This is a genomic window from Rhizobium cauense (assembly GCF_019511525.1).
GTDB lineage: Bacteria > Pseudomonadota > Alphaproteobacteria > Rhizobiales > Rhizobiaceae > Rhizobium > Rhizobium cauense.
In genome coordinates this window covers 427116-452317 of record NZ_JAEUAT010000004.1, presented here as the reverse complement: position 1 = coordinate 452317, position 25202 = coordinate 427116, and the positions used below count along the sequence as shown (strand labels likewise).

Here is a 25202-nt window from a genome sequence, read left to right as displayed (position 1 = left end):
CAGTGGGCCCGGGGCGAACAATGCTACTGATAACCGGTGCGACAGGCTTTGTCGGTCGAGCACTGCAGCAGACATTGCGCGAACGCAAGCTCGAGTTCAAGACGGCTGCTCGCGCTGCTGGGGCGGCAGACCACTCAGTTGGCCATATCGATGGTCAAACCGATTGGAAGGCTCCTCTGACCCATGTCGACGTAGTGATCCATCTCGCTGCAGCAAACCAGAACGTCATCGACGGATCGAACGTGGGGTCTGACGCTTTCCGGACGGTCAACACCGAAGGAACAATCAACCTTGCTGCACAGGCCGCTGCTTCTGGCGTCCGACGCTTTATATTTGTCAGCACGATCAAGGTGAACGGCGAACGATCAGCCAAGGGATCTCCGTTCACGCCGTATGATTCTCCAAAACCGACGACCGACTACGCCGCATCCAAGCTTGAAGCTGAGCAAGCACTGATCGCGCTTTCCAGGTCCTCTGGCATGGAGATCGTCATCATACGCCCACCTCTCGTCTATGGTCGCGGCGTGGGCGGTAGCTTTCGAGCCCTCACGCAGCTTCTTCGCAGTGGGCTGCCGTTACCACTTGCTTCGATCGACAATCGCCGGTCGATGGTATACGTCGAGAACCTCACCGACCTTATTGCAACCGCCGGATACCATCCCACGGCAGCAGGGCAAATATTGCTGGCCGGTGATGCCGAAGCCGTCTCGACGCCCGAACTCTTGAGACGGCTTGCCGCTGCGATGGACCGCTCGGCGCGATTGGTTCCCTGTCCTCTCGCCGTTCTTCGCCTGCTTGGGCGCGCAACCGGCAAAGTAGAGTTGATAGAGCGCCTTACAGACTCCTTGGAAGTCGACATATCGCGTACGCGCGAACTCTTGGATTGGACGCCGCCTTTTGATATGCGGACCGGGTTGAAGCGCTCATTCTGAGCGCTCCGGCGCCAACCCTTTTGCATAGGAACGTGATTTCCCGATGATCGACGGCTTTAACCGATCTCTGAAGCGACTGTTTGACATTTGCGCAGCCTCCATTGGGCTCATCGTTCTCTCACCGGTCTTTCTCGTTCTTGTGATCCTCGTGCGCAGATCATCGCCTGGCGGCGCCCTGTTTTGTCAGGAACGGGTCGGCCGGAGCGAAGTCCCTTTTATCTGCCTCAAATTCCGGACAATGGCCGCGGGTTCTCCCAATGTTGGCTCCCATGACGCGGCATCATCCTGGATAACACCTCTTGGGAAAAAGCTGCGGGCATACAAGCTCGACGAACTGCCTCAGCTAGTCAACGTAGTCCGAGGTGAGATGAGCTTCGTGGGTCCACGCCCCTGCCTTCCAACACAATCTGACGTCATCGCCGCGCGGCGCAAGCACGACGTATTTTCCGTAAGACCCGGCATAACCGGACTGGCCCAGCTACAGGGAATTGACATGTCGACGCCTGAGGCCCTCGCCGAGGCTGACGCTCGCTACATCAGAAACGCTGGTTTCTGGCAAGACATCGTACTTGTCATCAATACGGTGGCCGGAAAGGGCACAGGGGATGCCGCTGCGAAGTAAGACTTGGCAGAACAATTTATCGGCTCTATGCGAACAACCCTGGTCGATTGGAATTCGCAGATTGCACCTACCGAGCCTCTTTCATCTGCGCTAAAGGTAGTAAGCGTTCATCAGGAGAGACCCTGGATGACCACGGAAGAAGCGCAGCAGACCACACCCGAGATAACCCGCGGCACCTGTCATTGTGGTGCCGTTGGCTGGGAGTTTCGCGGCGCTATTCCTGACGCAACGATCTGCAATTGCACGGCCTGCCGGCGATACGGCGTACTTTGGGCCTATGAGTATGATGGTCAAGGCATCCATGTCGACGACCCGAGCAGCGCGCTCACGGCCTATACGTGCGGCTCAAAGAGCCTTTCCTTTAATTTTTGTGGACGCTGCGGCAACCTCGTGAGCTGGCGTGCGTTGAGTCCAAGCAGCAATGGACAGACAAGAATAGCCGTTAACTTGCGCCTAGCAGATCCTGCCGATGTGGCAAACATTCGCTTGCAACGCTTTGACGGTCTCCACAGCTTCGAAGACCTTGCTCCGGACTCACGCACAGTCGCAGACGTTTGGTTCTAGGTGCAAACCTCGCAACCCGCCTCATGAAACATCGGGTAGCGACGTTGCGAGCCGGCCGATGGCCGATCGTGCCGATATTTATGACCTAGGTCGTTCCAGACGGAAACCCAGACGCGTAGCGGTAGACTGATGAGCCACATTGTGGCGTATTCAATCAACCGACGATGGGAGGCCGAAAAATGAACCCGGAAGTGGCAGCACCGCTGCGCCCCACCCTGGCGCTTTTCCGTCGCGAGTGGCTGCTCGCTGTCAGCATAGCGACGAGCGTAGTATACCTCGTCTACGGTGACATTCTACTTGGTTTGCTTGACAACCCGCTGTTGCTGACCCTCATCTTCATTTGGTTGTTTTCCGTCGTACTTGGTAGTGCGCTGTCGGTCGTGCGTCATGCCGACTACCTGGCGGAACGACTGGGGGAACCATATGGGACCCTGATTTTGACGCTCTCCATCACGTCGATCGAGGTCATGGCTATTACAGCGGTGATGTCGCACGGCGAAAACAACCCGACGCTGGTTCGCGACACCCTCTTCGCGGTCGTGATGATCATCCTCAACGGGATGGTCGGCTTATCTCTGCTGGTCGGCGGCTGGCGGCGGCACGAGCAACACCACAACCTTCAGGGCGCTAATGCCTATCTCGGGGTTATCGTGCCTCTGGCAACCCTGAGCATGATCATGCCAGACTTTACGCATCCAGCAAACGGGCCGAGCTACTCGTCCGTTCAGCAAACGGTCCTCGCCGTCATCTCTGTCGGTCTCTACATCATTTTTTTGAGCCTGCAGACCGGACGTCACCGAGGCTTCTTTATCGACGACGCCAGCGAGGCGCCAAACCACAGCGAAGCAACTGAAGGCCCGCTTTGGCTCCCGGTTATGCTGCTCGTCGCATACATGGCACTCGTGGTGTTTCTGGTTGACCAATTGGCTGCGCCGATCGACTACTTCATCGAGACACTTCACGCCCCGATAGGACTGGGTGGCGTCATCATGGCCATTCTCGTCGCAACCCCTGAGGCAATCGGTGCCGTTCGTGCTTCCGTCGCCAATCATCTGCAGCGGTCGGTCAACATCTTCCTGGGATCGGTTCTATCGACCATCGGCCTGACAGTACCAGCCATGCTAGTCATTAGTCATGTCACCGGCCACCCAGTCGTGCTGGGACTGGAGCGCACAGACACGGTAATGCTCGTATTGACCCTGGCGCTGAGCATCATCACCTTCGCCAGCGGACGTACCCACCTCATGCAGGGGGCGGTGCATCTAGTCCTGTTCGTTGCCTATTTCCTGCTGATATTCGAAACCGGATGAGGTTGACTTCGACCCGTTTCATCCTGGAGCGGCGGACGCGTCACATGTCCGCCGCCAGTGTTGTCCGCCCAAATCGCTAAGCGTGAGCGTGCGGATGGTGAACATCCCAAAGGGCCCACAGCGACACTGCGGCAACGAGCACGCCGACGACCATAGCCGTCCACATTGCGCTCGCATTGGCTGCGAAACCGAGTATCCAGGGGGACACAATCAACCAGGCGCCAAGCGCGAGATTTGCCCATTCCTCCCATTCGGCGAACACGGACAGTGCGGCTGTCGCCAGCGCACCAAGCACTATGGCAACGAGCCATACGTTCCAGCTAGCCATCGTCTCGGGCCTAAAGCCCATGACCCAGGGCGATATGAACAGACACACAGCCAGAACCAGATTAACCAGATCCTGCCTCTTCCTTCCTTCCATCAGAATATTTGCCATGATGACCTCCCTATATGAAGCTTACCAGGCATCGCGCGAACTTCGCGCTTAAGTATATAATTTGGTGAGGCAGGCTCTTTTATTCAAGACAAGCCCGAACAATACTTTATGCGTTGCCGCCGCCATTCTCCTTTGAAAGTATAGGATCAGGATTTAGACAGGACACAGCCCTGACCGTTTTCATGCGGCAGCAATTGGCGAAGGTGTCGCGTGCCCCCCCAGGAGAACAGGTCGGATTTGCTGCACCAACAGATCGGGTTCAGCCCTGAGCTGCTCGCCTGCTACTGTAATGGTCGCCAAGGGAGCGGGCTTGCATCTTGGCAAGCTCGATCACCTTCTCCCGCGCCGGCCTCGGCGTCAGATTGTGGTCGGCATCTGGGAGAAGATGCAATTGAACATTGGAATAGGCCGAGAGCTTTTCTCCCGCATCTCCAAAGTTTGTCCGGAACATCTCCTGGCCTTCGTCGCCCTCAGTATAGATAATTGTAAGTGAGGTGCCTCGATCAGCCAGCGTCTGAAAGTCGCGGTGCACATGTCCCGTCAGTTGTACGATCGGCTTTGCGGGAGCAAAGACCAATGAAAGCCCGCCAGCCATTCGATCAACGAGACGCACTGAAATGTTCTTGGTGACCGCGGTCAGGTCGACGCCACCTGCCCAAAGTCGACGAACGGTGTCCATATCGAGCGCATTTTTCATATACGCCTTGAGCGTTTTTGGCAGACCACGAAAACGCCACCGGAATGCAACTGGATTGATCAGTATGCAGGAATCCCAGCGCGGATCGGCAAGCACGCCACGAAAGGCGACGTAGGCTCCACTGCAGCGCCCGATGAGTATGGTTCGCTCGCTTCCGCCGTGGCCCTCAATGAAGTCACGTGCCATTTCCACGTCGGCGATCTGCGCTTCGTCGTAAAGGACCTGTCTCCGTCGCCCAGCTACGGGCGGACTGTCGCCGACGCCGGCACTGTCAAAGCGCAACGACGACACCCCGACATTCGCCAGTTGGCGGGCAAGCTCGACCGACGAGCGGGCCCAACCTGCTGCATGATCATATGCGGTTGTGAGTATTAGCGCGCTAACGCCAATGGAATTTTCTGTCGGTTCGCAGAGGACTCCAAAGAGCCTTTGATCTGGGCCAAAGCGCACGGCTGTTTCGCGAATCCCGGCGGAATGAACCGATGCGGTCATTCCAGCTTTCTTGCTCGGCAACGCGGCGTGCGGCTTATACTGTGATAGCGATTTGATCCAGACGACGAGATTATCGACGAGGTCGTCCGGGATTTCCTGATTCAGCGGATTGGCGACCAGGGCGTCGTAGCCCGAAAAAGCCGACGCCCGCAGATGACAGCCGGCGGCCTGCAGGTGCTCTCGAAACGAATTGTCGCTCTCCAAGCCTGGTCGCTCGGCCAGGAAAATGTCCAGGTTTGTCCGGACCTCCACGCGATTGAGGTCGACGGCCTTCAGGTCTTCGGCGACCGCGCGTGGCATGGTTAGGCCCGCAATCGATCCGGGGTCGCGCTCGCGCAGCTCCGCCTTGATGCCGAGGCCGTCGTCGATCAACCTTGAATACAACGAGAGCTCCCGCAAATAGACACGTCCCTTCAAGACCGGCGCGAGAAGTGCGACCGCCGCAGGCGACGCCTTGGAACCGGCCTCAATGAGCGCAAGGCTGCCACCGATCCCCTGCCCGATAAAGACAAGGTTGCTGGCACCCGAGAGATTTTTAAGCTCCTCGGCTGCCTTGCCGACCTGGTCAGACCACACCGACAAGCCGCCTTCTGCTGAAGTATCGTCAAGCGAATTCCCTGTTCCAGCATAATCGAAGCGCAAGCTTGAGACACCGATGTCTGCAAGCTGTTCTGCCAGGATCCGATAAAATTTGCGCGTGCACATCTCCTCGATTCCCCAAGGATTGAGGAAAAGCACAGCCATGTCGCGCCCGCCTTCTTTAGCTTCTTCAAACAAGCCGATATGCGACCCGAAGACGATCGGCTGCGAGGCTGGACGCGCCCTTCCTTCGTCAAAATTCGTCTCGATACCGCTCACAATCCTGATCCCCCGTACGCCCTGCGTATTACGCCCCAACCAGATACTTTAGGTTCCAAGAATTAGCGTAATCTATACAAGCTCTAGTGACTCCTTGAGTCCGCGCGACTTTCACGAAAACGTGTTCTCTTCTCAGGCTGGTCGCAACCGCCTTGTAAGCGCCGTGCGCACGCCTGCAAGGTTGAGGGCAAATGCCGCTGCCGAATAGACGATGACGCCAGTTACGATCGGCATTGCCAGATCGAAGAGAGCATTCCCGACCTGATGCCTACTCACGAAGTAAGTAGGAACCGCCATTGTCCCGGTGGCTAGAACGACTTTGGCGATTGGACGAAATTCAAATGGCAAGCGATGAGCGCGATAGGACAGGAAGTATCCGGCAAACGCTCCTCCGACCTCAGCGATCAGCAAAGCCCAAGCCGCGCCAACAAGTTGGTAACGCGGAACGAGTACGAACATGCCGATGATATTGATCGCGAGGATGATGACGCCTTGCGCCGCCATCAGGCTCGGCTTTTTCGCCAGCTGAAAACTGACATGCACGAACTGATAGGAAACCGAACGGAACAGCCACGCAAACACAAGGATCGGAATGAGAACGGCGGCCGCATCGCGAAACTCAGCCCCAAGGATCAAGCTCGCGAAACCCGGAGCCACCAGACCCAGCCCGACTACCATCGGCATCAGCACGGTCAACAGAATTTCCGTCGTTTCCAGCAGGTGTCGATTTGTTGCCTTGTGGCCGTCCTGAGCCAGGAGACGTATTGCAACTGGAATCGCTGCCGATCCAATTGCAACGCCAGGAAACAGGATGATTTGCCTGACAAGATCAGCCGCCGCGCCGTAGACGCCCGCTGCCGTCTCGCCGAGATAGGTCACAATAATTATCCGGTCGAGGACGGTGTGCAGCACAAAAATGAAAGACGAAACGGTCATTGGCAGACCAAATAGCAGCATATCCTTCAACATGCCCGCATCGAAGGGATGGCGGGGCCGGCGCCACACACCCGGCGCGTAGACCAGAAGTGTCACGAGATAGGAGCAGGCCACGCTGACGAGTAGGCCTTGCCCACCCATCCCAAGCATCATCACCAGGCCAAAGGAAAACAACAGCGTCAGCACAGCCCGCAGAATGACTGACCACATATAGGCGCTGGTCTGTTGTCGCGCGCGAAAGACTTCCTGTACGAACTCGAAGAGCCCAACCATGAATGCCACGAACACTGCGGGAACGACATAGGCCGAAGCATCCTCGGCAATCAACCACGTCGCAAGGATGACGAGAGGACTGAAAAGCACCAAAGCCGCATAGCCACAAAGCGCGGTCGTGCGTACATCTTTCGATCCGCCTTCGGAATCGAAGCGCAGCACCGAGAATTTTATCCAGCTGAACAGCAAGGTCGAAAGCACGCCGGCGACGCCGGTTCCCACGACGTAGATGCCGTACTCGTGCGGGCTGAGCATGCGTGTGAAGAGGACGACTGAAACAAAGCCGAACAATGCGGAAACGGCGTTTGCGATCATGTATGCCGAGATCTGACGAACCATCATTCGGCCGCACGCGTGAATTCGTTGATGACCTTCATCAGCGCCTTCGGTCTGCAGGCGGCATCCAGCGGCAGCGGACGGTTGGCCCTGCCGTCATCGCGCTTGAACCAAATCGGAACCCACGTGTACCGGTCGGTGATGCCCCAGGTAAGAATTGCGCTCGGCCGCGTCACGTCAGAGATCGCGGATAGAAAATCGCGCGCACGCGCGGCAACCATCTGGTCACGATCATATTCCAGAGCCGGCAGCTTGTTGTCGATAACGTCGAGCTCCGTCACGAGCACCTCGAGTTCCATTCCCTTCACTTCCTCGATGAACCTCGACAGGCCGTCCTTGTCGATTTCGAGGTCCCCTGGAAGGTGCCCCTGGATTCCAACAGCATGAACAGGCACGTCGCGATCCTTGAGGTCACGCAGCAGGTCGAGCAATGCGGTACGCCGATCACGGCATTGCGATGTCGGGTTTTCGATGTTGTAGTCGTTGATGACGAGCTGGGCTGTGGGATCGATCGCCGATACGGTGCGAAACGCCAGCTCGATGTAGCGTTTGCCGAGCCGCTCCTGCCAGATTGAATCGCGGATCGGTGTACCGTCCCCTGGATATTCTGCAATGGCCTCGTTAACGACGTCCCAGCTAGGGATCCGCCCCTGGTAGCGTGCGACAACTGTGGTGATGTGATGGACAAGCTCGCGCTCGGCTTCGGCCGCGCTGGCGATCGTCTTGGTCCATTCAGGCATCGCTCCGTACCATGCAAGTGTGTGGCCACGCATTTGCATGCCATTCTTTTCGGCGAAATCGATCAGACGGTCAGGCTGATCGAACACGAATTGTTCCTGGCTCGGACGCAGGTCGAACCATTTTAGTCCGCCCTCACCAACGACAAGCTGACAACGGTCAACGATCGCTGCCTTGTAATCGAACTCTGTATCGAGCAAGTCCGTACGCACCGCCGCGCCATAGGGGACCCTTCCTCGGGCTGTTGCGGCCTTAGCGGTTGAGGCGTTCCAGACGAAAGGATCGAACCCGCCGGAAGATGCCAGTCCAGCACCAAGTGCGCCGACAACAAAATCCCGCCTGCGCATGAATGAACATCCTTGGATTGGGTCTAAATGGAGCAGGTTTCGACCGCGCATGCGGACAGAGCCTCGCCTGTCTGCTTTCTAGCGAAACCTTGCCACGCGCGCACGCGGCATTCGAAATTGCCATTAATGGATACTTAAGGAAAATCAGGTCTCTTAACCATTAGTTTGCGCTGTTGCGCCATGTCAATCAGATCTCGCCGCCATGTACGAAGCCGCTCCCCGCCATCAAACTCCGGTCGTCAGTACGCGTGGCTGGACAGCGAGCCGGGATGAGAACGCCGCCGCGATCCCACGACCCGTGCTGAGAGTTGCCGAGCCCCCTGCGCGGGAAAGCCATAGCCCTGCAGTCTTCCAGGAACTCTTCCAGCTTGACCTAGCGCGTGTCCTTAACTGGTTGCGTGGCGGCTTTGTCTGGATCGTGGTCTGTGCCTTCCTCGGGGCGGCCACCGGCTACGCGGTCGTCTTCGTGGTCAAGCCACGCTTCACGGCCGGCATCGATTTGCTGGTCGATCCATCGAACCTTCGGGTCGTTGCCGACGACATCTTTTCACAGAGCATGCAGCGAGATACCCAGTTGCTCGACGTTGAGAGCAAGCTGCGTGTCCTGACATCCGGCAACGTCCTTACGCGCGTGATTGACGACCTGAAGCTCAAAGCCGATCCGGAGTTCGTTTCGCCGGCGTCGCAGGACCCCGCTGGCGATGCGCTTCGTGCGCTTGCAAAACGCGTGACAGCCCGACGCGATGAGCGCTCCTTTATCGTCAACGTGGCCGTGTGGACGCAAAGCCCGGCAAAGTCGGTGACCATCACCAACGCCATAGCGACCGCTTTTCAGGAAGAGCTTGCCAGAGCTGAATCCGAGGGTGCCGGTCGGGCGGCAAGCTCGCTCTTTGCACGCCTTGGAGACCTAAAGGCCGACGTCGCAAAGGCAGAAGCCGCCGTTGAGTCCTTCAAACGCGAGCAGGGCCTGCAGTCGAGCTCAGGGGAGTTGGTCAGCAGCCTGATGTCGAACCAGACCAACACCCAGTTGGTCGACGCGAAGGCCCGTCTGATCCAGGCGCAATCGCGCTATAACGAGCTTGTGTCGACCAACCCGAAGAACCGCCTCAATGCGTCGGCGCTGCAGTCCGAAACAATGACAATGCTGCGCACACAATATTCCACGTTGCGCCAGCGCGTCACCTCTCAGTCTGCGGTTCTTGGACCTCGTCATCCAATGATCGTCGCACTCGAGCCGCAGTTGCGGGCACTGGAGGGGCAGATCGACGCCGAGACGGCACGCATCGTGCAAGCTGCCAAGGCGGAACTCGATCAGGCGCGATCGGCTCTCGAGGCGCTGAACTCGCAAGCCAACCAGATGAAATCCTCCGTCTTCCAGGATACCGCCGCGCAGATACACCTTCGCGAACTGGAGCGTGAGGCACGCGCAAAGGCGACCGTCTATGAGGCCTTCATGGCGCGGGCCGGCGAAGCCGCTGAGCGCCAGCAAATCGACACGACCAACGTGCGGATCGTTTCGCCGGCAGTCGTACCGACGGCGCGCAGCTTCCCGCCGCGTGGCTACGTCCTCGCGGGTACGGGCGCTATTGGCGGCCTTGGGCTTGGCCTTGCGTTCGCAGTTCTCTCGGGCTTGTGGCGAGATTATCGCCGGCTCCTCCAGTGCCGAACCAAAGCAGATGAGTGACGGAGGGGCTAACACCGCCGGCAAGGGCACCTTCTTTGCCGCTGTGCTTTTCCTGGCTGTCTTCAGCTACTTCTGGATTGGTTTGAACCCCTTCCCCGATCCAAACGCCGCCAGCCTGTCCACTCCCTATGGCGGAAGCTCCAACCTGCTCAATCAGTTGATTGTGATCGCGATGTCAGGCGTGGTGCTGGTCGCGGTGCTGCAAAATCCCGCGCGGCATTTGTTGCTTCGGCCGCACGGGTTGCTGATCTGCCTGCTACTGTGGCTGCTCTTCACCGGCCTCTTCGCAGGCGATCCGAGCGCAGCATTCAGGCGCATTGTCTTTGCGATCCTTGTCTGCCTCTGCAGCAATGCTGTTCTCCTTATTCCCAAGAACGAGACGCAATTCGCAAAACTGATGTGCGTCGGCCTGATCTTTGCGGTCGGACTTTCCTATTTCGGTATCCTTGCCCTGCCACGTCTTTCGATTCATCAGGCATCGGATGCGCTGGAGCAGTCGCTCGCCGGTGACTGGCGCGGCCACTTCGGCCATAAGAACGTTGCCGCCGCTGCCATGGTCTATGCTGTGTTCTTCAGCCTCTACATCGCCAGGAGTGAATATGCCCGACTGGGCCTCATGATGGCGTTGGCGGCAGCGTTCTTCGTTCTTCATGCTGGAGGAAAGACCTCGTCAGCGATGCTCCCTGCAATTCTGCTGCTTGCCTGGATATTCGAACGTTGGCCGAAGCTCGGCACGCTCGTTCTGGTTGGCGGGCTGATCGGACTAAACGGTATTTTGCTGACAGCATCGGTATCACCGACCTTCAGCGGCCTACTTTCCGCTGTAGGGATCGACCCAACCTTTACCGATCGCGGTTCGATCTGGCGCCTAGCTCTCTCTGCGATTGCCGACCGACCGATTATCGGATACGGCTTCCAGTCGTTCTGGCAGACGGAGGCACTTTTCAACAGTGGACAAGCCATGACCACTTGGGCGGTCACGGCCGCGAACTCCCACAATGGCTACGTCGAGCAACTCATCAATGGTGGTGTTCCCGCCCTCATAATGACAGTTATCTGGCTGGTGATCCTACCTGTCGGCTACGCGCGTCGCGCTTTGGCAGGCAAGAACGATATTGTATTGACGCGCCTTTTTTTGCGTATCTGGTTATTCTCTCTGTTTCTCGCCTGCCTGGAGAGCCCTTTCTTTGGCAACAGCGGGCCAATCTGGTTTACGATGCTTGTCTCCGTCTTCGGCTTGAGATTGCAGGCCAATGCAGGTCTTCTCAATAGCGCACCTGCCCTGCCGGTACTGAATGCCACCGCTCGACCAGTGTCTCCGATCAATTCGACACCCTTCGGAAAACCCCGTTAACCTCGTCCTTAACGGCTGATTGTAGAATGCCCGCAACGCGACTACAGCTTCACCGCCGCCAGCGGGCAATATCATGTCGCTGATCGAGGTTTGCATGATTGAGGAAAGCAAGGGATCCGTTGAGGCTGTTATTTGCATCCCGACGTTTCGGCGGCCGACGTGGCTGATACGAACTCTCACATCTGTCGTCGCTCAAGCTACCAATTTTCGCTTTGCCATAGTCGTCGTCGACAATGACGGGAGCAATCCGGCCGGCGCGCGGCAAGCCAAAGACTATCTCGACACCACGCACGTTCCTTTCCTGATTTTCACAGAAGAAAAGCAGGGCAATTGTCACGCCATCAATCGAGCATTTGGCGAAGCTTTGACAGCTTTTCCGGAAGCCGAATTTTTGCTGATGATCGATGACGATGAAATGGCTCTTCCAGGCTGGCTCGCCGCGATTGTCGACACCGCTCGGCGTGAGAGCGCCGATATCGTGGGCGGACCTGTAGTAAGGCAGTTCGAGGTCCCCGTTTCCGACGCCGTCACCCAGCATCTGCTCTTTGGCTCTATAGAAGGAGCCACACGGGCCATTGCGCAAATCCACGGCTCTGGCAATTGCCTCATACGCCGCCGAGTGTTTGCGGGCCTCGAATCGCCACTCTTCGATGTTCGCTTCAACTTTCTTGGCGGCGGCGATATGGAGTTCTTTACGCGGTGCCGTAAGGCAGGCTTCCGTACGTGGTGGTGCGCCGAAGCCGTTATCAGGGAATTTGTCCCCAAGGAACGCGTTTCGGCACGCTTTCTGATGACGCGCTCCCTACGAACAGGCAGCATCAACTATGTGATCGATCGGATTCACAGCACTTCGGCAGTACATGTCTTTGCAAAGAACGGTCTCAGCCTCGGCGCCGGCGGTTTAAGGTCGATCGCGCTATTCATTCGAACCTGGCGACTGCTGCCGGCAAGCCATCCGCTTCTGGTATCGCTTGGCCGCACATTGGCGAGCCTTGGCTTCCTGCCAACCCCGTACCGCGCAAGCAATTAGGTCGCTGAGCCTAGCGCAACCTCACGGATCACTTCGATTGGCGTGCGCGTATGCGACTGGATAGCGATGGTCGTCTGGTCAGCCCGCAATCCTTTCACGAACGCGGCAAGCCCGGCTCCGTCGAGAGCCGGCCCCTGCCAGTAGGTCAGGCAGGGGCTTTGCGAGACGCGCTCATGTCGCTCGGCGAGCTCTGCATCGGTCGCGACAGCAACGCCATAGATTAGGTACTCTGAAAAGTGCCTGATGCGCGCCATTGCCTGCCACCAGGGCAGATTGCTTGCGCGTTCGATACGCTTCGTCATTGCCTCAACCGACTTGCGCTCCCAAAGCACCATCTGACTGATGAAGTCGTCGCCAGGCAGTGATGGGGTGCTCAGGCCGAGCAACCTGTGCGCATTCTGCCACCACCGGACATGGCTTGGCCGCGACTGATTGACATCACCAAGCGCAACATAGTGACTAAGCCTGGGTGCCGTTGCAGCCAAACTCAGGTCGAGCGGACGACAAAAGCAGTTGTCTGAATCGATGCACATCACCCTTTCGCTTGGCTGCGCCAACGTCATGGCGATCTTGCGCAATTGCTGGAGGTGCCATCCATAGATTGGTAAGCGGAGAAATGGCGCCCACCAGTAGCGACGACCGCGCCATTTCGGCAGCGGCCAAAGAGGCGGAAACAAGCTGGAAGAGACGACGACACGGCGCCTCTCTCCCTCGAGAGCGGCAAATGCCTCGGCGTCCTCGTCACCTACCACGATGTAGTGTACGTCGTAGCCCGTCACATAGCGGTCGATCGAGTCACAGAGCAGCCGGCAACTGTCGAGGTCGCCGCGATAACTCGGTGTGATGAGCGAGATCGAAGGGCCCATCGTCGCGCTTCCTTGCATCAGTTAATTGCGTTTGCCCATGGCCCGCAGCGAATGTCGAAGCATGGCATAGATGGCGACTGGATTACTGGTCAGGTAGCGTATGGCCAGCCGGCGTGGCTCAAGCAGCATGCGGTAGAGCCACTCTAGTCCCAGCTTCTGCATCCATTGTGGGGCTCGGCTTTTGCTTCCGGCGAGAAAATCGAAAAGGCCACCAGAGGTCTTGATCAATCCGACATTGTGCAATCTGTCGATGTTGCGAACAACGAATTGTTGCTCGAGAGGCACGCCGAAGCCGATCCAGAGGATGTCTGGAGCCGCCGCATTGATTGCCTCGACAATTGCATCCTCCTCTGCACGATCGAAGTAGCCGTTGCGACGGCCGGCAAAGTGAAGCCCAGGATAGGCTTTGGCCATGTTTTCGACTGCGCGGGCATTCACCTCTTCGCTGGCGCCGAGAAAATAGAAACTTACGCCGGCCGTCGCCGCACGCGCAGCGACCGCATGCACGAGATCCGTCGTGGCAACACGCTCCGGGAGTGGATTGGTCGAGGAGAGTTTCGAAAAGAGTACGACCGACATGCCGTCGGCATGGATCTGGTCGGCCTGTCGGGTCATTGTGCGGAAGCTGGAATCTTGCTCGCAGAGTGCGATGACCTGTCCGTTTGCCGAAGTGGAATAGAAGGGCCGGCCACCGGCGCCCCTGCGCTCCAACGCCAGGCGAACGAAGGCATCTGCCGAATCTTCCATCCCGGCCCGCACAATAGGCAGGCTTCCGAGCCTGTTCGTCGGCCACTCAGTCATCGAATAACTCAGATGGGCTGACGCACTGCTATGTCTAGCCATTCACGCACCTTCGAAACAGGCATCGGTTCAAGCCGATCATTAGCTGTTTCGATGAGTGATCGCTGCAAAACCTCGCGCTATAGTTAACCTCTGCTGCACATCGCCAGCGTGTGCAACTTGGCTGGATTGATGATCGCGAGCCACACATCCTACTGTTTTTGCTTGGGATCGAGGCACACCACCATTCCGAGCAATCGTGGTGACTTGTCGCACGACCAGGTTTTACGATTTCCATCCGGCTTTGCCAGCATCAACTCCGACCCAACCAGCCGCACAGGCGCCCCGGTACGGCGGATGACCGGAAATTGTAAGCCGCCCTTTACCAAAAGACGGTATCTACACGATGCGGTTCTGCCGCCGTTCGTCCTGCTCACATAGGTCCCGCATGCCCAAGCAACGCTATCTCGCATTGGTCTCTGACGCTGCCCAAACCTGCGGCGTTGAGGAATTTGCCCGGCAAACCGCTTCGCGGCTCGGGAACCGCGGAGCCAAGCACGTTCTGGACGGTGATACCCTGCGTTTGAAGTCTGCACTCGATGGAGCAGATGCGGCGATCATCAATTTTCCTGTTGTTGCCTGGAAAAGAAAACTGCTGCAACCGATCGCCGCGGCTCTCGTCACGCGCCTGCGGCGCAAACAGCTTGCCATCGTGCTGCACGAGTGGGACGCTCTCGACTGGAAGCGACGCCTCGTCTTGGCTCCGGTTGTTATGATGTCGTCTCGGATCCTGTTTTCGGCCCCAGAAGTGGCGGCGGAATACGCCAGAAGCCGAATGTCTGCCCTCTCGACCGGTCGGCGCGGCATCATACCCATTCCTCCCAATCTTGCGCTACCAGTGGCATTGCGTGAGGGAGCGTTGGCTCGGTCACTCGAAGAGCAGCGAAAGGCCGGGCGGTTCATGCTCGGGCAATTCGGCTCGATCTATCCGAAGAAGCAGTCCACGGCCGTTCTAGAGGTTGCAGCCCGCCTCTTGGCACTTGGACACGACGTTGGCGTCGTGTTTGTCGGTTCCTTCATTCGCGGAACCGACAACGTGGAGCGCGATTTCTACGCGCTGGCTGAGCAGCTTGGCATTTCAGATCGGGTGATCGTCACGGGCTACGTTGCAAATGCCGAAGAACTGTTCGGTATTTTCAGACAGATCGATGTATTCTGCTATCTCTTCTCGGAGGGGCTGACGGCACGCCGGGCAAGCGTGCTTGCCGCAAGCTTTTCCGGAAAGCCTGTTGTCGTCAATGCGCCGCGTCGCCATGACGCCCTTAACCACCATCGCCTGTTTCAGAAGTTGATTGACCGCGGCGCAATTCGCCTGGTCGAAACACAAGCCGATGTCGGCGCGATGGCTAACGCTGTGCTGGAAGCAGCGCGAGGAGGCATAGTACCCATTGATGCGATGGCTGAGGTCGACACGCTATGGAACAGCGTCATCGACATTATTGACGGCAACACCACGGATCGCTGACCGCAGCCAGGCTGACGGGCAATGGGACACAAGGAATTAGCGAGAACCATCCATCGCGACGAAATCTGCGCTCAAGTTTGGTCGACCGCCATTATCGCTTAAGCCGGGGAACAACATCTTTTGGTGAGCGTTTTTCATGTTAGCGGCGGAATGTGTCGTGTAACCATCAGAAGGGATGTGATCCGAGATGGAAATGACGGAAGGCCGCGAGCTTGCGGAGGAATATCTCCGGCTCGGAGGCAAGAGACGCGTAAAGATCGATGACAATCTGCAGACAGTGCGGGCGTGGGAGGCGGATCCACCTGCCGCCGAACAATTTTGGCATGACCGCGTCGAAGCGCTGGAGGCGCATCGACGGCGTGAAGTCGAGTTTTTCCTACCGTCGATCAACTCACCATAAGCGTGGAAGTGGACCGACAGCCGGCTGATTGGCATCCCGGCCACGCTGTGTCGGGAGGGCTACTCGTTTGCCCACCAGTGACGGCTAAGCCGATTCACCTCATCGCGCACGCCATCCTCCGTCCACGACCGGTTTGCCGTGTGAAAAAGATATAACACCATATCGCCCTCCGTCGACTTGAGTTCCCCTCGACAGAAGCTCGAACGGATAGGAACAATATCGCGAACGCCTGCGCGATAGGCGTTCGCGATATCAAAGCGGATCGACCTAGGCAAAAGAAAGCCCACGCCGGCACCGCTCGCAGCTACTATGGCAACTCCGCCAATTTTGTTTCCATCAGATGTGCCAGTCGGTACCCGAGCTTGCGGTCGCAGCGGCCGGACTGTCTGCGAGCGCGTATGCCCTGATATAGTCGATATGCATCTCCGAACCGTTTGCCAGACCGTTGGCAGGTGTCCCTGCCGGACCGCCAATGGCAAGATTCACTAGCATGTACATGGGGTCATGCATGTCGGCAGGGGTGTCTGTCTGGGCGACAGCGACGTCGTCGAAGTACCACGTTATATGGTCCTCGTCCCAGAGGACGCCATAGTTGTGGAACCCGTCAGTGGAGGGCACTTTCACGGGAAATGACGTCATCGTATGCGCCCCGCTCTCATTGGTGTGAACGGTGGCATTGACCGTGTTTGGCTCCTGCCCGCGCATTTCGACGACATCGAGCTCCGGCGGCCAGGAGCCGTCTTCAGGCAGGAGCCAGAATGCCGGCCACACACCTTGCTCGGTCGGCATGTCTGCCCGGATTTCGAAGTAGCCGTAAGTCTGCGCAAAGGAAGAATGAGTGTTCAACAAGCCTGACGTGTAGTCATAGCCGTTGATCTGGGACTGGATTGCTTGCGAGGCTGGCTCTGCGGAGATTGTAAGGACGCCGTTGTTGATCGAGAACGGATTTGCCGCTGCGGTCGGTGCATAGGACGGGTTGATGTACCACTGTAGTTCGCCATTGCCCGAAAGCGTGCTCCCTCGCTCCGGCGCCCACCAGAATTTCGCATCCCACGTTCCCTGATCTCCATTGCGCAGCGATAGGCTGTTGAAATCGTCGGCGAAAGTCAGGGCAAGGTGGGAACGGTCCAGGGTCAGCTGGAATTGGCTGGCCTGAAGGTCCGAAATCTCCGTGTTGGTAAAAACGACGCTCTCACCACCACCAAGATCGAGCCTGAGATTGGCGCCTTCCTGAGTGGTATGGGCCAGAACCTGCTGAAAGGATGAAAGCCCGTAGCTGTTTAACCGGACGGTATCGTCACTGCTGAAATCGACGATCAGGTCGCTTCCGTTCCCTCGGGTAAGGATGAATGTGTCCGCGCCACCGCCGCCAATCAGCACGTCGTTTCCGGCACGGCCATCGATCGTTTGACTTCCGGACGCCCCGGAAATGATGTTGTCCTGCGCGTTTCCGAACGCATAGCGCCCATTGCCAGTCACAGTCAGGTTCTCAAAATTTTCAGGCAGCGTATAGCTCATCCAGGTGCTGATCGTGTCGACACCCGCACCAGGCGCCTCCACGGCGCGATTGATGCCCGAATAGAGGTAGTAGATGTCGTCGCCGGTTCCCCCATGCATGGTCACGTTGACGGAACTGTCACCCCATATGGAATCATTGCCTGATGTGCCGTTCAGCACCGGGCCGGAGCCGGTGGCAGAAAACCATGCGGTTGAGGTGCCACTATAGTAAAGCGGTTGGCCGACGGCATTCGTTATCGACTTTGCCATTATCATCTCCTTTGGTTTTGATGCGGATCAACGGTTTCTCTCCTCCCGTGGCTGCAACTATTCCTCCCGAAATGCGCGGGCCAACTGGTCCGCAAACGGCTTGGCAAGGTATCCGAGTGCTGTCCGCTCTCCGGTTTCAATGAAGGCCTCGACGGGCATGCCCGCTATTGGCTTCAGCTTCCCCAGCCTTTTCCATTCCTCCTGCGGCACAGCAATCCGAACGGTGTAGTAGGATTGCCCGGAATGCGTGTCCGTCGTCAGATCTGCCGAAACGGAGGACACGCGCGCACTCAGTTCCGGCGTCGCCCTGTAGTTGAAAGCGGAGAACCGCAGGCTGACGTCCTTACCGACAGCAACCTGATCGATGTCCTGCGGCGACAGCCTGAGCTCGGGCGTTAGCAGATCATGGTCAGGCACGATCTGCATCATCGCCTCACCGGGCGAAACCACCGCTCCCGCTGCGTGAACGGCGAGTTGGTGGACGATACCGTCTTGAGGCGCCTTGATGTCGACGTGTCTCAGCTCGTCCTCAATGGCAATTTGGCGCTCGACGTATTGGCCACTGTCGCTCTCAGCTTGCCTTAGTTGCTCAGAAACCTCACTGCGGTGATCGTCATCCACCTGGATGATCTGCAGCTGGGTTTCCGCGAGTTTACCTTTGACCTCAGCCGTCGAGGCGACGAGGCTGCCGAGTTCGCCCGTCAGGTCGGCTGCGTCACGCTGCAAGGCGAAGACCCGCGTCGCCGGTATGGCGCCCTGCCGAAGCAACGGCTCGAGACTAGCCAATTCCTTCTCGATAATCCCGATAGCGCGACGTTTTCCGTCGTCTTGAGCGCCCAGGCCTTCGGCCTGCATTTCGAGCTGCTGGACACGCTCCCGCAGTTGCGCCCGGCGTCCACTGAGGGACGCACGCCGGTCCTCGAACAGGCGCCTTTCGCCACTGACGAGTGATGCTGTCTGGGCAGCTGCGGCGGTGACCAGCGCCGGAAAGACAATTGCATCACTGCCGTCGCGCTCCGCCGAAAGCCGGGCAGTTCGCGCTGCAAGTTCCATCAACCGTCGCGTTACAATGGCAAGGCTTGCCCTGGTCTGGGTATCGTCCAGATGAACAACTGTTTGGCCCGCTTTTACGCGGTCGCCGTTTCGGACGAAAACCTCACCAACCGTCCCACCCTTCTGGTGCTGCACCGGCTTGACGTAGCTGTCGACAACCAGCGTTCCCTGGGCGATCACCGCACCGTTGATCTGGATCACTGATGCTAGCCCTCCAACGACACCTACAAGAAGGAGACCAAGCGCAAGAGCCACCAATGTAAGGCGACGGATAGCACCTTCCGATGTCACAACACGCACCTTCATTACGCCCCCTCCCCGCTGGCGCGTAGCAGTCGCACGAAGGAACCGGTAGCTGCCGCAGGTTTCGTCGCCGCCCTCAACGCGTCCCTCCTGGGGCCGAACGCCTTCGCGCGACCACCTTCGAGCACCAGCACTTTGTCAACCACGGAAAGCACGCTTGAGCGATGGGCGACCACAAGCACCACACCATTGCGCGATCGAATTCGCCCAATGGCCTCTGCCAGAGCCATTTCACCCTCCACGTCAAGGTTGGAGTTCGGTTCATCGAGTACGACGAGGAAGGGATCAGAATAGAGCGCCCTTGCGAGACCGATCCGTTGTCGCTGGCCAGCGGACAGGGCCCTGCCCTGCTCGCCGATCCGGGTATCGAACCCATCGGGAAAGCCAACAATCATGTCGTAGACGCCCGCAGCCTTGGCCGCGGCAATGATGAGTTCTGAGGGCGCTGCCGGATCAAAGCGAGCAATATTCTCTGCGATGGTCCCCTGAAACAGCGAGACATCCTGCGGCAGATAGCCGATGTTTCGTCCGAGCGCCTGCGGCGACCATTGGGAAAGCGACGCCCCGTCTAGTCGGATATCGCCCGCAAAGGCCGGCCACAGCCCGACGATGCCCCTCACCAGCGACGACTTGCCCGAGGCGCTCGGACCGACGATCCCAACGGCTTGACCGGCTCTGACATCGAAGGACAGTCCTCGAATGATCGGCATCTTCGAGCCGGGAGCACCAAGGTGAAGGTTTTCGACCGTCAACGATTGCATCGGCGCAGGGAGCGCAACGCCACGGCATGTGTCCTCCTTCAATAGGATCTCCGGTCCAAGCCGTCGCCAGGCCTGCCGCGCAGCGGCGAATCCCTTCCAGTGCGCAATGGCGAGCTCGATTGGAGCAAGTGAGCGACTGACGAGAATAGAGCTGGCAATCATAATGCCACCCGTCGCTTCCTGGCGAATAACCAGTATGGCGCCAACCGCAAGTACTGCAGATTGCAGCACCATGCGAGCAGACCGCGACAGCGTTGACAGCGAATTGATCAGGGTTGCAGTCCGCAGTTGGCTGTCGAGATGACGCCCATTGATCTCGGTCCACCTTTCCGACAGCGCAGATGCAAACCCCATTCCAACGATAGCCTCCGAATTGCGTCTGGCCGTTTCGGCAAACGCCATGCGCTCGGCAAGCATCGTGACTGTTTCTCTTGTCGGCGCCCGTGACTTGAGTTCCGCAAGTAACGCAAGCCCCATCAGTATCAGAGCGCCAGCCGTGGCCGTCACACCGATCCAGGTATGAAACAGGAAGCACAGTGCAATATAGAAAGGCATCCAGGGCAGATCGAACAGCGCTGCAGGCCCCGGACCGGAGAGAAAGCCACGGACTGAGTCGATATCGCGGATCGTCTGCAAGCCGTCTCCTGGCGACGGCTTGCGCGATGCTGACAGGGCAACCGATTGAAAGGCGCGGCCAGAGAGGCGCTCGTCCACGCTCCGTCCAATCTGCCCCAGGAGAAGGGATCGCGTGAGATCCAGCAGCCATTGGAACACAAAGAGGGCCAAGACAATGACGATCAGTCCGACGAGCGTCGGCAAGCTCCGGCTTGGAATGACACGGTCATAGACCTGTAGCATGAAGAACGAACCAGTGAGCGCCAGGATGTTGACGAGACAACTCGTCACACCAATTCCGATGGCTCCTGCGCGCAAGTACGAAAGCAGGCCACTCTGCGGCCGCAACGGTGAAACGGATCTGGTTTCAGACAAATGGGCTCCTTTGGATCATCGCCCAGACGCGGCCGTCGCTTGATACCGGTCATCCGGGAGGGTCGTGGGTTTGCCTAGACTGAGCCAAAAAGGGGCGCATGACGACCATAAAGAGCGGTTGTTGTTCCACCGAAAGCTAACTCACCAAACCAGCTGTTAAACCCGAAGTTACCGCCAAGTTGCGACGTTAAGACACTGTCCCCTTTGCAGTCCGGCGTTGTCGTCACCCGGTCATCGATTATGACCTGCGCGAGCATTTTTTAACTACTATAAAGTGATGGTTGCGCACGCGGTTCGATTTGAGCTTCAATCACGGGCGCAAGATTGATCTGGGACTAGAGGAGCATGATCTCACGCCGGATGATCTGCGCCAGCCAGCCGGTTGGCGAGGAATGAAACTCAAAAGCCGCGCAGCAAGCCAGGCTCTGGAAGGGCAATGCGAAGTAGCGCGTTGCATCGGCAAAATCTTTATTAGCAAACACCGGAACAAAGCATAGAACTGATCCGATATTCTGCGTATGGCACCCGCGCGCATCCGGCATCGACTTGTGAAGACGACAAATCTACTTTCCCACAGCGCGTGACGCAGTGCCCAACACTGGGGTCGTGCTACACGGCTGGTGCAATTGTCCGCCACAATGCCGCCATAGATTTCACGGCTATCTGCTTGCAAAACAAGCGGATAGCGGAAATGAAGTTCCTGGTTCTATTTGCGACAGCTTTTTTTCTCATTGCCTTCCAGGCGCAGGCCCAGATCTGGGGGCCATATGACGACTACGACTACCGCGGCAGCGAAGGCTACTATAACGATCCGTATGGACCATATGGTCCGCCCCCTGACTATTTTTACGGCGAGCCAGCGCCGCAGCGTCAACAAAGAACGAGGAGTGGCAGAGGAACAATCGTCATCGCCACCCGCGAACACACCCTTGTCTATACGACGCCTCGAGGCGAGCAACTTGCCTACCCGATTGCTGTCGGCCGCGAGGGAAAGCAATGGTTTGGTACAACTCATGTCACTTCCAAGCGTAGACACCCGGAGTGGCGGCCAACGGCCAGCATGCGGAGAAAGAACCCGAAGCTGCCCGCAGTGGTCGAACCGGGGCCTGCAAATCCACTCGGCACACGCGCCATCTACCTTGCCGACGGTCTGCTGCGTATCCATGGCACAAATGATCCATCCTCCATCGGCACCAACGCATCGAGTGGTTGCTTTCGCATGTATCGAGAAGATGTCGAGGAACTTTACGAGATGGTCCAGCCCGGAACACGCGTGATCGTACAGTAACTTAGCAAGCTCTAGCGATTTTTTTGGACGCATCAGTCATCAAAGCGTCACGCAGCTCTGTCATCACCGCGCAACGATGTACATTTCAGATTCCTTCCCAGTGTCCCCCCGAATTTCACCCAACGCTTCGCCCCGTCTCGCCCTATTGGCTGACGCCATCCTCCTCGGCGGTGCCAAAGCACGTAGTTCGCTGCGCCGCCGCCTTGATAGCGAGTTGATCGCCAAGGCACCGAGAGATTATCAGACAGAGATGGACATTGCCGTTGAGCAGATCATCGTCGACGCAGTAAGCAGGTCTTTTCCGTCTTACGCGATCAAGGGTGAGGAAGCTGTCGGCAATCGCACTGCCGAGAATGGCGCCCCGATCATCTACATAGACCCCATCGACGGGACAACGAATTTTGCCTGGGGAATTCCCCATTTTGGCATGACAATCTCGATCGTCGAAGATGGCCAGGTCGTAGCGGGCGTCGTCTATGATGCTATGCTGGACGAACTCTTCAGCGCCGAGTCTGGGGGCGGTGCGTATCTGAACGGCGAACAGGTCCGTTGCGTCAGCTCAGGGAGCGTGGAAAATGCCCTTGTTGGCGCAGGCCTGCCGATCCCGGGTCAACTCAAGGCCGTGCAGGAGGAGGTTTACTTCGCTGCGCTCAAGCGTTTGATGGCAACCACCGCAGGCGTGCGGCGCCTGGGTTCGGCTGCGCTGTCGATCGCCTATGTCGCTTGTGGACGGCTGGACGGCTTCTTTGAGGATGGATTGTCTCTGCACGACTACGGCGCATCCGCCTTGCTGGTGCGCGAGGCAGGTGGCATTGTTTCAGCGTTCAATGGCGGACCTGTCACCGAAACCGGAGACATACTGGCCGCGACCGCGTTTCTCCACTCCTGGCTTGTAGAGGGCTTTCAGGTCTGATCTTCCATTAAAAGTCTTTCCAGGCCTACCGGATCATCGGTCGTGATCTGATCGGCTTTCAACTCCAGCAAGCGCCGGACCGTGGGTAGGACGGATGGCACAGAGGATTTGATGGTGTAAGCGTCGACAAGGCGTCCCGCCTCATGAAAAGCACCAATCAGATCATATTCTGCCTGGTCGGCATAAAGCACCAATCGACGATCGAGATAGATCATCTGAGCACGCGCAACGGCGCGCACAGCGCCTGCGACAAAACCAGTGAAATCGTGTGTTTCCATGAGCCGTTCAATGGCGCCGTCGTGACAAGGATCGTAACCGATTGCCATGTCAGGCAGAGCCTCAGAGAGCCGCGCAACGGCGACCGAGTCACCGCCTGATAGGATAACCTTATCGGCAACCTGGGAAATGGCAGCCGCGAATGCGGCTACGTCCCTGTCGCGAATGGCGTACGATGTTTCCTTGAGGTCCAGTTGCAGTCCAGCTTTCCTCGATCTGCTGACTTGAGCGAGCAGCCGCCCCAGATCATCGAGGAGCATAACCCTGTGTCTGCTCGGCGCGCCGAAAGGATCGCGAAGATGGAGGTCACGCAAATACACCTCCGACGCCTCGCGAACCGGGCCGGAACCGGTTGTCGCAGCATTCAATGTCTCGTCATGCAGGACAACAAAACCATCACCGGCGAAGCGCACAAGATCGATCTCCACGCTAGCGCCGAGTTCCAACCCCTCAACAATGCGTTCGCCTGTGAAGGATATGTCACCGGCAAATCGGTGTCCTCGGTGCCATTTTAGCCAGGTCCGATGCCCGGCTTGCTCAATTGCAATTCCGCGGCCCTCAAGCATGTCCGAACATCCGATCGTTATGTGTAGCTGACACGGCCGAGGTCTCGTAAACAAGCCGGTTGTCCCTGAATGCCCGGAAGGCGGCGGCCACCGGCTCTACCGCGGCCCCTTTTGTCCAGCCACTATTACTGGGTGCCATGACCTTCACCCTCGTTCCATCAGTAAGATCCACGTCAACAATCTTGTGGGTACCAAAGTCGATGCTCCGATGGACAATGCCGGTCCCCGTGCCCTTTGCCGCGACAAGCGACAGAGCTTCGGGTCGGACAGCCAGGACGACCTCGCCGTCGCAAACGGGGACAGGGAGCGCAAAGGCTTGATGCTGACTGAAACCATCCCTGATAGTCGTACGAACGAAATTCATGGAACCGATAAACCCGGCAACGAACTCTGTCTCAGGCTCGCGATAGATGCGATCGGGCGAAGCGATCTGCTCCATGCCGCCATCGCGCATCACGACGATCCTGTCAGCGAGCGCGAGCGCTTCATCCTGTCCGTGGGTCACGAAGAGCGTCGTGATGCCAAGTCGCTGTTGAATGTCACGCACCTCCTCACGCAACCGCTCCCGCAGGTGCTGATCGAGACTGGCGAATGGCTCGTCGAGGAGCAGGATCTTTGGTTCGAGAACGAGCGAACGGGCAAGCGCCACTCGCTGCTGCTGTCCGCCGGAAAGCTGCGATGTCATGCGCTGGCCGTAGTCCGCGAGGCCAACGAGCGCCAGTGCTTGCTCGACGCGCTCCCTGATCTCCCTTTTTGGGAGACGGCGGAGCTTGAGACCGAATGCGATATTGTTGAAGACATCCATATGGGTCCAAAGGGCATGGCTCTGGAACACCATGCCCGTGGGACGTTTTTCGGGGGGCAGTGAGGTAACATCTCTTGCATCGATCAGAATGTTGCCCGCGGTCGGCGCTTCGAAGCCTCCAATCATGCGCAGCAACGTCGACTTGCCTGAACCTGAAGGACCAAGCAGGCAGACCAGTTCTCCGTCCTCCACATCGAGGGAAATTTCGCGGACCGCAAACGTGGCGCCGAAACTCTTGGATATTCCATTGATGGTCAAGCGTGCCATCTGAAGCCCTTCCTGGCGTCATCCGCCGCAACG

22 protein-coding genes are annotated in these 25202 nt (G+C 58.0%); 11 read left to right on the top strand and 11 right to left on the bottom strand.

The annotated features are described in order from the left end of the window. The first annotated feature begins 20 nt into the window (after positions 1-20). The 4 genes from JNB88_RS10570 (at position 21) to JNB88_RS10555 (ending at position 3428) form a co-directional block, all read left to right on the top strand. Positions 21-932 carry an NAD-dependent epimerase/dehydratase family protein gene (locus tag JNB88_RS10570; RefSeq protein ID WP_220355417.1) on the top strand — a complete coding sequence of 304 codons (912 nt, stop codon included), beginning with the start codon at positions 21-23 and terminating at the stop codon, positions 930-932. Positions 933-975: 43 nt separating this feature from the next. Next, entirely contained in the window at positions 976-1554 is a 579-nt protein-coding gene (locus JNB88_RS10565; RefSeq protein ID WP_220355416.1) for a sugar transferase, read from the top strand. A 3-nt stretch (positions 1555-1557) separates the two neighbouring features. Then, on the top strand, positions 1558-2118 hold the full coding sequence (locus tag JNB88_RS10560; protein ID WP_223217151.1) for a GFA family protein: 561 nt from the start codon (positions 1558-1560) through the stop codon (positions 2116-2118). 179 nt (positions 2119-2297) lie between these two features. Continuing rightward, positions 2298-3428 carry a calcium:cation antiporter gene (locus tag JNB88_RS10555; protein ID WP_220355415.1) on the top strand — a complete coding sequence of 377 codons (1131 nt, stop codon included), beginning with the start codon at positions 2298-2300 and terminating at the stop codon, positions 3426-3428. A gap of 76 nt (positions 3429-3504) precedes the next feature. Here JNB88_RS10555 and JNB88_RS10550 read toward each other — a convergent pair whose 3' ends face one another. From JNB88_RS10550 to JNB88_RS10535, 4 genes are all read right to left on the bottom strand, one after another. Continuing rightward, positions 3505-3864 (bottom strand): SPW repeat protein, encoded by a 360-nt coding sequence (locus tag JNB88_RS10550; RefSeq protein ID WP_220355414.1) that lies wholly within the window; start codon positions 3862-3864, stop codon positions 3505-3507. 259 nt (positions 3865-4123) lie between these two features. Beyond that, positions 4124-5911, bottom strand: coding sequence for a serine aminopeptidase domain-containing protein (locus JNB88_RS10545; RefSeq protein ID WP_220355413.1), 1788 nt, complete (start codon positions 5909-5911; stop codon positions 4124-4126). Between the two features lie 132 nt (positions 5912-6043). Then, on the bottom strand, positions 6044-7462 hold the full coding sequence (locus JNB88_RS10540) for an oligosaccharide flippase family protein (protein ID WP_220355412.1): 1419 nt from the start codon (positions 7460-7462) through the stop codon (positions 6044-6046). Then, positions 7459-8541, bottom strand: a complete 1083-nt coding sequence (locus JNB88_RS10535) for an endo-1,4-beta-xylanase (RefSeq protein WP_220355411.1) — start codon at positions 8539-8541, stop codon at positions 7459-7461. The genes JNB88_RS10540 and JNB88_RS10535 overlap by 4 nt, the downstream gene beginning before the upstream one ends. Before the next feature lie 202 nt (positions 8542-8743). Between JNB88_RS10535 and JNB88_RS10530 the strand changes: the two genes are divergently transcribed. The 3 genes from JNB88_RS10530 to JNB88_RS10520 all read left to right on the top strand — a co-directional run bounded on the left by JNB88_RS10530 (position 8744) and on the right by JNB88_RS10520 (position 12609). Continuing rightward, positions 8744-10225, top strand: coding sequence for a GumC family protein (locus JNB88_RS10530; protein ID WP_220355410.1), 1482 nt, complete (start codon positions 8744-8746; stop codon positions 10223-10225). After that, complete coding sequence (locus JNB88_RS10525) at positions 10218-11579, top strand: O-antigen ligase family protein (RefSeq protein WP_220355409.1); 1362 nt, start codon at positions 10218-10220, stop codon at positions 11577-11579. The genes JNB88_RS10530 and JNB88_RS10525 overlap by 8 nt, the downstream gene beginning before the upstream one ends. Positions 11580-11673: 94 nt before the next feature. Then, positions 11674-12609, top strand: coding sequence for a glycosyltransferase family 2 protein (locus tag JNB88_RS10520; protein WP_220355408.1), 936 nt, complete (start codon positions 11674-11676; stop codon positions 12607-12609). Here the strand turns inward: JNB88_RS10520 and JNB88_RS10515 are convergent. Continuing rightward, the gene (locus JNB88_RS10515; RefSeq protein WP_220355407.1) at positions 12606-13475 is read right to left on the bottom strand and encodes a DUF6492 family protein; all 870 of its coding nucleotides are present in this window, start codon (positions 13473-13475) and stop codon (positions 12606-12608) included. The genes JNB88_RS10520 and JNB88_RS10515 overlap by 4 nt on opposite strands. Before the next feature lie 21 nt (positions 13476-13496). Continuing rightward, positions 13497-14276 carry a WecB/TagA/CpsF family glycosyltransferase gene (locus JNB88_RS10510; protein WP_220355406.1) on the bottom strand — a complete coding sequence of 260 codons (780 nt, stop codon included), beginning with the start codon at positions 14274-14276 and terminating at the stop codon, positions 13497-13499. Between the two features lie 427 nt (positions 14277-14703). On the opposite strand from JNB88_RS10510, the gene JNB88_RS10505 reads away from it, so the two are divergent. Beyond that, positions 14704-15780: a glycosyltransferase gene (locus JNB88_RS10505; protein WP_220355405.1), complete on the top strand. Its 1077-nt coding sequence runs from the start codon at positions 14704-14706 to the stop codon at positions 15778-15780. Positions 15781-15967: 187 nt separating this feature from the next. Beyond that, positions 15968-16180, top strand: a complete 213-nt coding sequence (locus JNB88_RS10500; protein WP_037129730.1) for a hypothetical protein — start codon at positions 15968-15970, stop codon at positions 16178-16180. 336 nt (positions 16181-16516) lie between these two features. Here JNB88_RS10500 and eglC read toward each other — a convergent pair whose 3' ends face one another. From eglC to JNB88_RS10485, 3 genes are read right to left on the bottom strand one after another with little or no spacing between them, the layout of a single operon-like run. Next, positions 16517-17947, bottom strand: coding sequence for an endo-1,3-1,4-beta-glycanase EglC (gene eglC, locus JNB88_RS10495; RefSeq protein ID WP_220355404.1), 1431 nt, complete (start codon positions 17945-17947; stop codon positions 16517-16519). A 57-nt stretch (positions 17948-18004) separates the two neighbouring features. Continuing rightward, a complete protein-coding gene (locus tag JNB88_RS10490) occupies positions 18005-19306 on the bottom strand; it encodes an HlyD family type I secretion periplasmic adaptor subunit (RefSeq protein WP_220355403.1) in 1302 nt (433 codons plus the stop codon). After that, positions 19306-21054: a type I secretion system permease/ATPase gene (locus JNB88_RS10485; RefSeq protein WP_220355402.1), complete on the bottom strand. Its 1749-nt coding sequence runs from the start codon at positions 21052-21054 to the stop codon at positions 19306-19308. The genes JNB88_RS10490 and JNB88_RS10485 overlap by 1 nt, the downstream gene beginning before the upstream one ends. A 691-nt stretch (positions 21055-21745) precedes the next feature. Here JNB88_RS10485 and JNB88_RS10480 point away from each other — a divergent pair. Together JNB88_RS10480 and JNB88_RS10475 are read left to right on the top strand one after the other, a co-directional pair. Further along, positions 21746-22342, top strand: a complete 597-nt coding sequence (locus JNB88_RS10480) for a L,D-transpeptidase (protein ID WP_220355401.1) — start codon at positions 21746-21748, stop codon at positions 22340-22342. 76 nt (positions 22343-22418) lie between these two features. Continuing rightward, positions 22419-23255, top strand: a complete 837-nt coding sequence (locus JNB88_RS10475; RefSeq protein ID WP_220355400.1) for an inositol monophosphatase family protein — start codon at positions 22419-22421, stop codon at positions 23253-23255. Here JNB88_RS10475 and JNB88_RS10470 read toward each other — a convergent pair. Next, complete coding sequence (locus tag JNB88_RS10470; RefSeq protein WP_220355399.1) at positions 23246-24097, bottom strand: glycerophosphodiester phosphodiesterase; 852 nt, start codon at positions 24095-24097, stop codon at positions 23246-23248. The two genes, JNB88_RS10475 and JNB88_RS10470, sit on opposite strands and share 10 nt — an antisense overlap. Continuing rightward, positions 24090-25169 carry an ABC transporter ATP-binding protein gene (locus JNB88_RS10465; RefSeq protein WP_220355398.1) on the bottom strand — a complete coding sequence of 360 codons (1080 nt, stop codon included), beginning with the start codon at positions 25167-25169 and terminating at the stop codon, positions 24090-24092. Before JNB88_RS10465 ends, JNB88_RS10470 begins: the two co-directional genes overlap by 8 nt. Positions 25170-25202: the final 33 nt, after the last annotated feature.

Bases quoted from the DNA above. Each gene is read 5' to 3' on its own strand.
- JNB88_RS10570 (WP_220355417.1), top strand. From the start codon at position 21: ATGCTACTGATAACCGGTGCGACAGGCTTTGTCGGTCGAGCACTGCAG.
- JNB88_RS10565 (WP_220355416.1), top strand. From the start codon at position 976: ATGATCGACGGCTTTAACCGATCTCTGAAGCGACTGTTTGACATTTGC.
- JNB88_RS10555 (WP_220355415.1), top strand. From the start codon at position 2,298: ATGAACCCGGAAGTGGCAGCACCGCTGCGCCCCACCCTGGCGCTTTTC.
- JNB88_RS10550 (WP_220355414.1), bottom strand. From the start codon at position 3,864: ATGGCAAATATTCTGATGGAAGGAAGGAAGAGGCAGGATCTGGTTAAT.
- JNB88_RS10540 (WP_220355412.1), bottom strand. From the start codon at position 7,462: ATGATGGTTCGTCAGATCTCGGCATACATGATCGCAAACGCCGTTTCC.
- JNB88_RS10535 (WP_220355411.1), bottom strand. From the start codon at position 8,541: ATGCGCAGGCGGGATTTTGTTGTCGGCGCACTTGGTGCTGGACTGGCA.
- JNB88_RS10530 (WP_220355410.1), top strand. From the start codon at position 8,744: ATGTACGAAGCCGCTCCCCGCCATCAAACTCCGGTCGTCAGTACGCGT.
- JNB88_RS10525 (WP_220355409.1), top strand. From the start codon at position 10,218: ATGAGTGACGGAGGGGCTAACACCGCCGGCAAGGGCACCTTCTTTGCC.
- JNB88_RS10520 (WP_220355408.1), top strand. From the start codon at position 11,674: ATGATTGAGGAAAGCAAGGGATCCGTTGAGGCTGTTATTTGCATCCCG.
- JNB88_RS10515 (WP_220355407.1), bottom strand. From the start codon at position 13,475: ATGGGCCCTTCGATCTCGCTCATCACACCGAGTTATCGCGGCGACCTC.
- JNB88_RS10510 (WP_220355406.1), bottom strand. From the start codon at position 14,276: ATGACTGAGTGGCCGACGAACAGGCTCGGAAGCCTGCCTATTGTGCGG.
- JNB88_RS10505 (WP_220355405.1), top strand. From the start codon at position 14,704: ATGCCCAAGCAACGCTATCTCGCATTGGTCTCTGACGCTGCCCAAACC.
- JNB88_RS10500 (WP_037129730.1), top strand. From the start codon at position 15,968: ATGGAAATGACGGAAGGCCGCGAGCTTGCGGAGGAATATCTCCGGCTC.
- eglC (WP_220355404.1), bottom strand. From the start codon at position 17,947: ATGGCAAAGTCGATAACGAATGCCGTCGGCCAACCGCTTTACTATAGT.
- JNB88_RS10490 (WP_220355403.1), bottom strand. From the start codon at position 19,306: ATGAAGGTGCGTGTTGTGACATCGGAAGGTGCTATCCGTCGCCTTACA.
- JNB88_RS10480 (WP_220355401.1), top strand. From the start codon at position 21,746: ATGAAGTTCCTGGTTCTATTTGCGACAGCTTTTTTTCTCATTGCCTTC.
- JNB88_RS10475 (WP_220355400.1), top strand. From the start codon at position 22,419: ATGTACATTTCAGATTCCTTCCCAGTGTCCCCCCGAATTTCACCCAAC.
- JNB88_RS10470 (WP_220355399.1), bottom strand. From the start codon at position 24,097: ATGCTTGAGGGCCGCGGAATTGCAATTGAGCAAGCCGGGCATCGGACC.
- JNB88_RS10465 (WP_220355398.1), bottom strand. From the start codon at position 25,169: ATGGCACGCTTGACCATCAATGGAATATCCAAGAGTTTCGGCGCCACG.